Below are 8,352 nucleotides of genomic sequence, written 5' to 3'. Positions count from 1 at the left end.
GGTCCTCGCCCTGATCCTGGCCGCCGGGCGGCTCGTGGAGGCCAGGATCGGCCGCAGGCCGGTGCTGCTCTTCGACGACCTGGCGGCGGAGCTGGACGCGGAGGGGCGGGCGGCGGCGGGAACCGCCCTGGCCGGGACCGGCTGGCAGGTCTTCCTCACCGGCGTGGAGGACCCCTTTCCCGATCTGGACAAGAACGTCTGCGCCCTGTTTCGTTAGGCGGCGAGACGGGTTTTCCCTGGAGGTCGATCCCTTGTTTCAGGAACGATACGACGTGGCGGTCGTCGGCGGAGGACACGCCGGCTGCGAGGCAGCGCTGGCCGCCGCTCGCATGGGCTGCCGCACGCTGATGCTGAACCTGAACCTCGACAACACGGCGATGATGCCCTGCAACCCCTCGATCGGAGGTCCGGCAAAGGGGCATCTGACGCGGGAGGTCAGCGCCCTGGGCGGGGAGCAGGCCAGGGCTGCGGACGCCTCGACGCTAATGGTCCGCTGGCTGAACACCTCCAAGGGCCCGGCCGTCCGGGCCCTGAGGGCCCAGTGCGACCCGGCGCTCTACGGTCTGTACTACCGCAGGCAGCTCCTGTCCCAGCCCAATCTGGACGTGGTTCAGGACGAGGCCGTGGAGCTTCTGACCCGGACGGACGGGAAGGGGAGGCGCACGGCGGGCGTCCTGACGCGATACGGCGCGCGATACGGCGCGCGGACGGTGGTCCTCTGCGGCGGCGTCTACCTGGGAGGGCGCGTCTTCGTGGGGGAGCGCTCCTTTCCCTCCGGCCCCATGGGCCAGATGCCTGCGGAGGGCCTGCTGAAGTCGCTCGCGTCCCTGGGGCTCAAGACGGGACGCATGAGGACGGACACCACGCCGCGCCTGAACCTGGCCACGATCGACCTCGGCGCCGCCGTCCCCCAGAGGTCGGCCGAAGAACCCCTCTGCTTCGACCTGTGGGGAGAAAAGCGCCTCCATCGGTCGGACTACGCCTGCTGGCTCTCCCGGACCACGGAGCGGACCTACGAGGTCCTGAGGGCGAACATCGGGCGTTCCCCCCTCGTCGCCGGAGGGCTGAGGTCCAATGGGCCCCGGTACTGTCCTTCGATCGAGGACAAATTTCTGCGCTTTCCGGACCGCAGGACGCACCCCATCGTCTTTGAGCCCGTCTCCCTCGATACGGGAGAGGTCTACGTCCAGAACTTCTCCACCAGCCTGCCCTACGACGTGCAGGTGGAGCTGGTCCACTCCCTGCCCGGCTGCGCCGACGCAAAGATACTGCGGCCCGGATACGCCATCGAATATGCGTATCTAAGCCCTGATCAAATGTCACCTTCGATGGAGAATCGGGAGGTTTCGGGCCTCTTCACCGCGGGGCAGGTGAACGGCACTTCGGGCTACGAGGAGGCGGCGGCTCAGGGGGTTCTGGCGGGCGTCAACGCCGCCCTTCAGGTGAAGGGAGAGGCGCCGCTGGTCCTGGGGCGGTCCGACGGCTACCTCGGCGTGCTGGTGGACGACCTCACGACGAAGAGCACGGAGGAGCCCTACAGGATGTTGACCAGCCGCTGTGAGTACCGGCTCCTGATGCGGTGGGACAATGCGGGGCGCCGCCTGAGCCGTTTCGGACGGCAGGTGGGTCTGATCGATGACGTGCGGTGGGATGCGCTCACAAGGCGGTGGGCGCGGGAAGACGGCGAGGCGGAACGGCTGAAGACGACGCGCCTGACCCCTTCGGAGGAGTGGGCAGCGCTCTTTGGCGAGGCGGGGGTGGAACCCCCGTCAGAGCCCCTGTCCGGGGCGGACCTCCTGCGGCGTCCGGGGGTGACCTACGATTTGGCCTCGCGGCTGTCGCCCCCCGAGCGTCCCCTCGACGAGGAGGAGGCGCACTGCGTCGAAACGGCTCTGCGCTATGCCGGCTACCTTGAAAAGGAGGCCCGAGCGGCCCAGCGCACGGCTGCCATGGACGGCGTCCCGATCCCTCAGGACCTGGATTACAGCGTGGTGACGGGGCTGAGCGCCGAGGGCCGTCAGAAGCTCTCTCGCTGGCGGCCCCAGTCTTTGGGCCAGGCCCTTCGCCTGTCGGGCGTTACCCCAGCGGACGTACAGCTGCTCTCGGTGGTCCTGCGGCAGCGGGGTCGGAGGGCCGGAGGATGAAGGCCGCAGTCGCCGGGAGCGGGACGACTGCGCCGGAGGAGCGGGTGACGGCGGGGCGGTCCAGGCTGGACCGCATGGTGTCCGTGAAGGATTTGTTGGGGCGGATCGTCCCGCAGAACGTCCGCGCCGAGCGGCTGAGGGAGATGGTGCGCTCTTGGCCCCTGGTGGTGGGGGCCGCGAGGGCGCGGAACTCCGCGCCCTGCGATTTGGTGGCGGGGGTGCTCTTCGTGGCGGCAAAGACGCCCCACGTGGCGCAACAGCTGAACCAGATGAAGGGAAACGTCCGGCGCGCCCTCAAGGAGCGCTGGGACCTGGACGTCCACGAGGTGAGGGTCACGCTGGGAGCGCCACCCTCAAGGCCCGCCGTATCGGGCCAGAGGCCCGGAAGGCGCGCTCCGGTCATCGAGCCCCCGGAGGCGGAGGTCCGGCGCTTCCGCAGCCAGTGCCCTCCGTCCCTGACGCCGGAGGCCGCGCAGGCCCTGGCTCACCTCAGGGCCTTCTTCACCCGGCGCTTCCCCCGCTCCTGAGGCGTTCGGGCAATCGTTACATCCAGGGGAGCCCGCTGCGGCCCTCGCTGCGGTGAATGAAGAACTCCATGCAGTGGACCAGGGCGCTCTCGCCGCCCAGGGAGCCGCTCTTGGTGATGAGGGGGAGGCCGTCGAAGGGGCCGCCCACCAGCGTCGTGAGGGTGATCCCCTCCTGGATCTCCCGCTCCAGGGCCACGTTCTCGGCGCGGGCTCGCTGGGCGATGCGGGCGGCGCAGTCCCCTCCCGCCACGCAGAGTCCGCCGATCCTCGCGTGGCCCATGATCTCGCGGGTGGTGTTCGCCATCAGGTCCAAGAATCCCTCCACGTCCTCGTTGGGGTAGCGACCGCGGATGAAGCGTCCCTCCTCGTCCTTCGCCACCAGCAGGATGGACTGCCCGCAGCGCAAAAGCGGGTCCGCCAGCTCCGCGGTGAGGGGGAGCACCGCCTCCGCCCGGTCGCCGTTCAGGCCCGCGATGCTGACGGGGATGGTCTTGACGTACCCCTGATCGACCAGCTGGCGCGCCTGGCGAAGGCTTCTGGGGTGGGCCGTCCCCACGACGAAGACGAAGGACTTCGGAGCGGTGGCCAGGGCGTTGGCCAGGCCGACGGACCCGACCCACAGGACGTCCTTGACGGAGCGGGCCTTCAGGACGCCGCTGACGATGAGGCGCAGGTCCTCGTCGTTCTCGGCGTCGAAGCAATAGCAGCCGTCCTGGGCCACGACCTCCGCCGTCCTCTGGGTGCGGATATCCTCCCGCGAGACCTCCCTGGGGTCCATCCCGGACTCCCGGAGGAGTTTCGCCACGGCGGCGGAGCTCGCCGGGTGGGCGGTGGTGGCCGTCTGGGGGGACATGGGCTCCTGCCGGTCCAGGTGCAGGGTCCCCTCCTCCACGGCCTTGCGGCTCCTGGAGAAGGCGGAGGCCACGACGATGCAGTCGAACTTCAGCGTGGCGGCAGCGGCGCGGAGCTCAGGGCCCACGTTGCCCCGAAGGCCCGGCTCGATGCGCTTGAAGAAGGCCGCGCTCTCCTTCCAGGGCAAAAGGTCGCGGGCTACGTTCTCAACTCTCTGGGCGGCGCGTTCCGGGGACAGGAAGAACGTTTCCATGTCCAGGGCCACGGCGGAGTACTTGCGCAGGGCGCCCATGGAGCCGGGGTCCAGCGTCACCGCGGCGTTGTACCCGCCGTTCATGAACTTCGCCGCGATCTCTACGGCGCCGGTGTAGTCGTCTGCAATGATCACATAGTCGAACACAAGGATCCCTCCTGAATGGCTCGGCAGCCGCCCGCAGGGCGGCGGGTTCGATGCCGTAAAGATAATTATGGAAGCGCTGATTAATCTTCAAAAGTTGTTGAAAGCAATCAAGGAGCATCGAACAAAGGATATCCTTCAGCGCTTCCCTAAATTTTTAAAATGGGGCTACGCCCCCCACTTCGGGGAGCCTTCCGGCTGCCGTTCGCTAACGCTCACGGGCCGTCAGTCCCAATCCCCACGCGCTTCGCGCGGCCTGATGAAGTTTCAGACACTGAAGGGAGCCCATACGGTTGACAGTTCTCAACAACTTAATCAGTGTTTCCTTATGAGTTTCTGAAGAGCGGCGACAGGGTCTTGAGGAGGGCCTCGCCCCGCTCCAGCGGCGCGCGCTCCTCGTAGGGTGGCGGGGCGGCGGGGGAGACGTTCAGGACGCCGCACACCCTCTCCCGCAGGGCCTGCTCCTCCGCCTGGGTTTGGGGAAGGAAGCTCAGGAAGTCGAACAGGAAGTTGCGCAGGTTGGCCAGCTCCTCTCCCTGAAGCCAGAATCGGATGAGCTCTCCGTAGTGCTCGGCGGGGCGGGGGCGGGGACGTCCAGGAGCCCCTGGGCCTCCAGTCGGACGTTGTCCTCCGTGGAGAGGGAGAAGTAGTGGTTCAGGCGCTGCCGCAGCGGCTCGAAGAGCTTCCGGCTCCGGACCTCCATCAGGGCACAGAGGAGGTCCAGCAGGAAGGAGGCCGCGAGGTAATCCTGCGAGGGCCTGGCCCCAAGCTCCAGGGGCAGGAGGAGGATCGGATCCTCCCATCGGTAGTCCCAGCCGGACAGCCCCAGGTTGGGCAGGATCTGGTAGCCCTCCACCTGGGCCGTCTCCACCATGCTCTTTCGGTCCCCCCCGTGAACCTTCTCCGTCGAAAGGTCGAGGCCCATCAGCGCACCCAGCGCGCCCAGGGTGGAGGTCAGGGGACCGTCGCCGCGGTCCTGCCTCAGGGCCTCGACGAAGCCCTCGAAGTCGGGCCGTCCCTCCAGGCTCTCCGCCGCGGTCTTTGGCTGGCGGGGTGTCAGGTCGGCGACGAAGTCCCGCCACACGGCGACGAGGGGGTCGAAGACGCCGAGGTCCTCGAAGAAATTGGGCAGCTCCACCACGCCGCTTGCGGCCTCCTTCTTCGCGTCCAGGGAAGGGTTCGTGGGGACGTAGGCGAAGGTGAAGGTGGTCCTGGGCTTTTGGAGGATCAACCCGCCGTTCGTGGCTTCCTTGTAGAGCGGCGTGAACTTTTGAAGGAGCTCGTCGGAGTGGGCGACCTTCGGCGGCCTTTCGCCCAGGGCGGCGATCTGAAGCCTCTCCGACGTGCGCATCAGGGTGAAGGCCACTGCGGAGGGCAGGGGGAGCTTCGAGTTGGCGTAGGCCCCCAGGAGCAGGGTCAAGAGCTCGTCGGGCACGACGAGGAGCTTCTTGCAGAAGCTCAGGAGCTCGTCCTCCGACAGCCAGATCTTGACGGCCAGCCACGTGATGAAGTGGATGAGGTTCGTCAGAACGGCGTCCCAGCGGATCAGGGGCAGCAGGCGAAAGGCCTCCGCAAGGCACAGGCCCATGTCCAGCCGGTCCGCGATGACGCGCCGCTCCAGGCCGTACAGCCACAGGGAGGGGTAGCAGAGGTGGAGGGGGGGCTGAATGCGTCCGCCCGCGAGCCACGTCAGGTAGACGCCCCGCTGAAGGGGCGTCATCTCGGCGTAGGAGACGGCGCCGTCGGCGGGGAGGGGAGCGCCCTCCTGCGGGTACTCCACCGGCAGGACGACGTCGATGCAGCAGGGGTCCTTGACGGAGCTGGGGCCGTCGGACCAGTAGGTCACCGGCCCGAGGATGACGAGGTCCCCCACCTGCAGCGAGCCCGTACGGCCGCACCAGCGCAGGAGGGCGGCGGAGGGCTTCGCCTTCTTCGGAGGTTCGGCCGAGGAGCCATAGGCGTAGGGGGAGTCCTCGCCGAGGGTCGCGGGCGCGGCGGCCGAATAGGTGGCGCTCCCCACCGCGTTGGGGGAGCTGATGGGCTTTGCGGCCAGGACCGTGTCACAGGGGACGACCTCCTCCTGGAGGACGGCGATGCCGGATTTCTCCTGCGGCTCCGGAGCCTTGGGTTGGGGCGCAGCCTCCTCCGCCGGAGCTTCAGGGGCCTTGACGTCGGGCGGACCGATCTCGAGCCGATCCTCCTCGAGCGCTTCGGGGGGCGCGGCCTGGAGCGGCTCCTGTGGGACTGCCTCCTGTTGGGGCTGCGGGTGCTGGCGCGCCTGCTGCTTCTTGAGCAGCGCGCCGAACGCAACGGCCACAAAGATCCCCAGCACCAGGTAGAACAACTTCGCTCCCTCCCCTTCGTCGCTTCGTCACGATAGACGTATCCTTTATTATACCCGCCGCGCCCAAAGAGGCCGCGTCTTTTCGGAACTTCGTCGGAGCGGACGGGTCCTTTTCGTTTTATAATGAGGGTCGTGGCAGCAAGGACACTTGATAAAGGAGTGGTTTAGGATTGAGCTGCATCGCAACCTTCAAGACGACCAGCATGGCGCTGATGTTCGAGCGGACCTGCCGCGGCGCGGGGATCTCGGCCCGCATCGCCCCGGTGCCGCGCAAGCTGTCCTCCAGCTGCGGGCTGGCCTGCGAGTTTCCCTGCGAGGCGTTGGAGACGGTGGAGTCGCTTGCTGCGGACCACAGGATCGACGTGGCCGCCGTTCACGACCTGGAGAAGCTCTAGCGGGTTTCGGCCGGGCGTCCCTTGAGGTGCACGCCGTACTTCTTCAGCATGTCCGTCGGGCCGTAGGACAGCTTGGAGGCGCGGAGCCCCTCCTCGCCCATGTCCTCCTCCCGGTTGACCCAGTCGTACCCGGCGCCCTGGTTTTTGAGGAAGAGCTGGTTGATGGCCTGGTAGCTCCCGGCGTACTCGCCGAAGGCCTTCTCGAAGCGGATGTCGAGGGTCCGGCTGTCCAGCTCCTCCGCGATGGTGTAGGCGACGATCTCATCCTCCACCTTCAGGATGCCTCCCAGGAAGGGAAAGTCGTCCCAGCGCTCCAGGGCGGCGCGGATGGCCAGGTCCTCGTCGTAGAGTGAAACCGTCTCGTCCTCCGTCATGGTGCTGTCGCGATGCGCGCGCCACCGCTCCTGAAACTCCATGACGGCAGGAAAGTCCTCCGGGAGCATGGGGACGTATTCCCACTCGTAACTCGATGAAAAGGCCCGGACGCGGTTGCGCTTGTGGGCGTACTTCTTGCCCTTGAGCTCGATGAGCTCCGGCACGGAGTAGACGTATTCCCACTGGTCCCGGTCCTCCTCCACCTCCAGAACTTCCTCGAGGTCCTCCGGGATGAGCTGCACGACCCCCTCCGGAACGTCGAAGAGGGCTTCCTCCAAGGCGAAGTGCTCCAGGGTGCGGTGCCAGTCGAACCGGGTCCAGTCCCCGACGGGCCCGCAGATCCCCGGCTTCGGCCCTCTGGAGCGCAGCCAGTAGAGGGTTCCATCGAAGGCCAGGTCGATGGGGACGCTTTCCAGCCACCCCCACAGGCCGAAAAATGAATACTCCGCGTAGTGGACGGGGCATCGTTCAAAACAGGAGGTGTAGCTCTCCTTGTCCTCCCAGGCGATGGGCTTGAATTGGAGCATTGTTTCTCTACCTTCCTTACGGCGGGCACGACGTGCCCTGACTGTGCGGGCGGTTGAGCGTCCGAGAAGAGCAAGAAAAAAGCGGCTCGGACGGCCGCCTTTTTCTCGTGCTGCAGGTTGCAGGGACTACTTCGCCTTTTTCTTGCCCTTGATTGCAAGAACTTTCTCCTTGAGATCCTTGCCGGGGCGGAAGACGGGCACCTTCTTGGCGGGGATCTTGACGACCTTGGTGGGATCCTGAGGGTTGCGGCCCTCGCGCGCCGCGCGCTCCTTCACCTCGAAGACGCCAAACCCCACGAAGGTGCACTTCTCACCTCTGGAAAGAGCGCCTTCGATGGAAGCAAACACTTCCTCCACGACGGGGACGACGTCCTTCTTCTTCAGAAGAAGCTTCTCCGCAATCGCATCAATAAGTTCCGCTTTGGTCATTGCTTACGCCTCCAAACAAAGATTTTCCTGCATTTTATCAGCCTTTACGAAATATGCAAGGCCTTTTTTGAATTTAAAGGACCATGTCGCAAGACTTTAGGGGTTTTAAAATTGATTTAAGTATAAATACTTAGTTTTGTCGTCCTCCTCCCCTCTCAGCCGCTTTAGTTCAAGAGGTATTGATAAAAGGGCAGTAAAGGTTAATCTCTTTGTACGCTTAAATGGATCTAAAATAATATATTTATTGTTATAGTATTAATGAATAATAATTTTTTTAAGGTGAAGTTGTCGTTATTTTCTGGATGGTATGAGGCTTGACTACAGTCCCTTCACTATAGGGGTTCTAAAGGGTTGCCTGTGGG

The 8,352-nt window shown here is 65.5% G+C and carries 8 protein-coding genes and 1 pseudogene; 5 read left to right on the top strand and 4 right to left on the bottom strand.

The genetic code is table 11. The annotated features are described in order from the left end of the window. From SY1_RS09825 to SY1_RS09815, 3 genes and pseudogenes are all read left to right on the top strand, one after another. Nucleotides 1-217 (top strand): annotated as a pseudogene (locus SY1_RS09825) (hypothetical protein); the annotation flags it as partial. A 34-nt stretch (nucleotides 218-251) separates the two neighbouring features. Then, nucleotides 252-2,144 carry a tRNA uridine-5-carboxymethylaminomethyl(34) synthesis enzyme MnmG gene (gene mnmG / locus SY1_RS09820; protein WP_208873647.1) on the top strand — a complete coding sequence of 631 codons (1,893 nt, stop codon included), beginning with the start codon at nucleotides 252-254 and terminating at the stop codon, nucleotides 2,142-2,144. Then, a complete protein-coding gene (locus SY1_RS09815) occupies nucleotides 2,141-2,671 on the top strand; it encodes a DciA family protein (protein WP_015556932.1) in 531 nt (176 codons plus the stop codon). Before mnmG ends, SY1_RS09815 begins: the two co-directional genes overlap by 4 nt. Nucleotides 2,672-2,687: 16 nt before the next feature. On the opposite strand, the gene SY1_RS09810 is transcribed toward SY1_RS09815, so the two are convergent. Beyond that, nucleotides 2,688-3,923, bottom strand: a complete 1,236-nt coding sequence (locus SY1_RS09810; RefSeq protein ID WP_208873644.1) for a four-carbon acid sugar kinase family protein — start codon at nucleotides 3,921-3,923, stop codon at nucleotides 2,688-2,690. A gap of 67 nt (nucleotides 3,924-3,990) precedes the next feature. On the opposite strand from SY1_RS09810, the gene SY1_RS09805 reads away from it, so the two are divergent. Continuing rightward, complete coding sequence (locus SY1_RS09805; RefSeq protein WP_208873642.1) at nucleotides 3,991-4,260, top strand: hypothetical protein; 270 nt, start codon at nucleotides 3,991-3,993, stop codon at nucleotides 4,258-4,260. Nucleotides 4,261-4,410: 150 nt separating this feature from the next. Here SY1_RS09805 and SY1_RS09800 read toward each other — a convergent pair whose 3' ends face one another. Beyond that, nucleotides 4,411-6,264, bottom strand: a complete 1,854-nt coding sequence (locus tag SY1_RS09800; protein WP_208873640.1) for a TerB N-terminal domain-containing protein — start codon at nucleotides 6,262-6,264, stop codon at nucleotides 4,411-4,413. Between the two features lie 170 nt (nucleotides 6,265-6,434). On the opposite strand from SY1_RS09800, the gene SY1_RS09795 reads away from it, so the two are divergent. After that, the gene (locus SY1_RS09795; protein ID WP_208873639.1) at nucleotides 6,435-6,659 is read left to right on the top strand and encodes a putative Se/S carrier protein; all 225 of its coding nucleotides are present in this window, start codon (nucleotides 6,435-6,437) and stop codon (nucleotides 6,657-6,659) included. Here the strand turns inward: SY1_RS09795 and SY1_RS09790 are convergent. Continuing rightward, entirely contained in the window at nucleotides 6,656-7,561 is a 906-nt protein-coding gene (locus SY1_RS09790) for a DUF2156 domain-containing protein (protein ID WP_015556931.1), read from the bottom strand. The genes SY1_RS09795 and SY1_RS09790 overlap by 4 nt on opposite strands. A gap of 126 nt (nucleotides 7,562-7,687) precedes the next feature. Continuing rightward, nucleotides 7,688-7,990, bottom strand: a complete 303-nt coding sequence (locus tag SY1_RS09785) for an HU family DNA-binding protein (RefSeq protein ID WP_015556930.1) — start codon at nucleotides 7,988-7,990, stop codon at nucleotides 7,688-7,690. Nucleotides 7,991-8,352: the final 362 nt, after the last annotated feature.

Origin of the sequence: Fretibacterium fastidiosum, assembly GCF_000210715.1 — a bacterium.
In the GTDB taxonomy this organism is placed as follows: domain Bacteria; phylum Synergistota; class Synergistia; order Synergistales; family Aminobacteriaceae; genus Fretibacterium; species Fretibacterium fastidiosum.
This window is presented reverse-complemented; position numbering and strand designations above follow the sequence as displayed.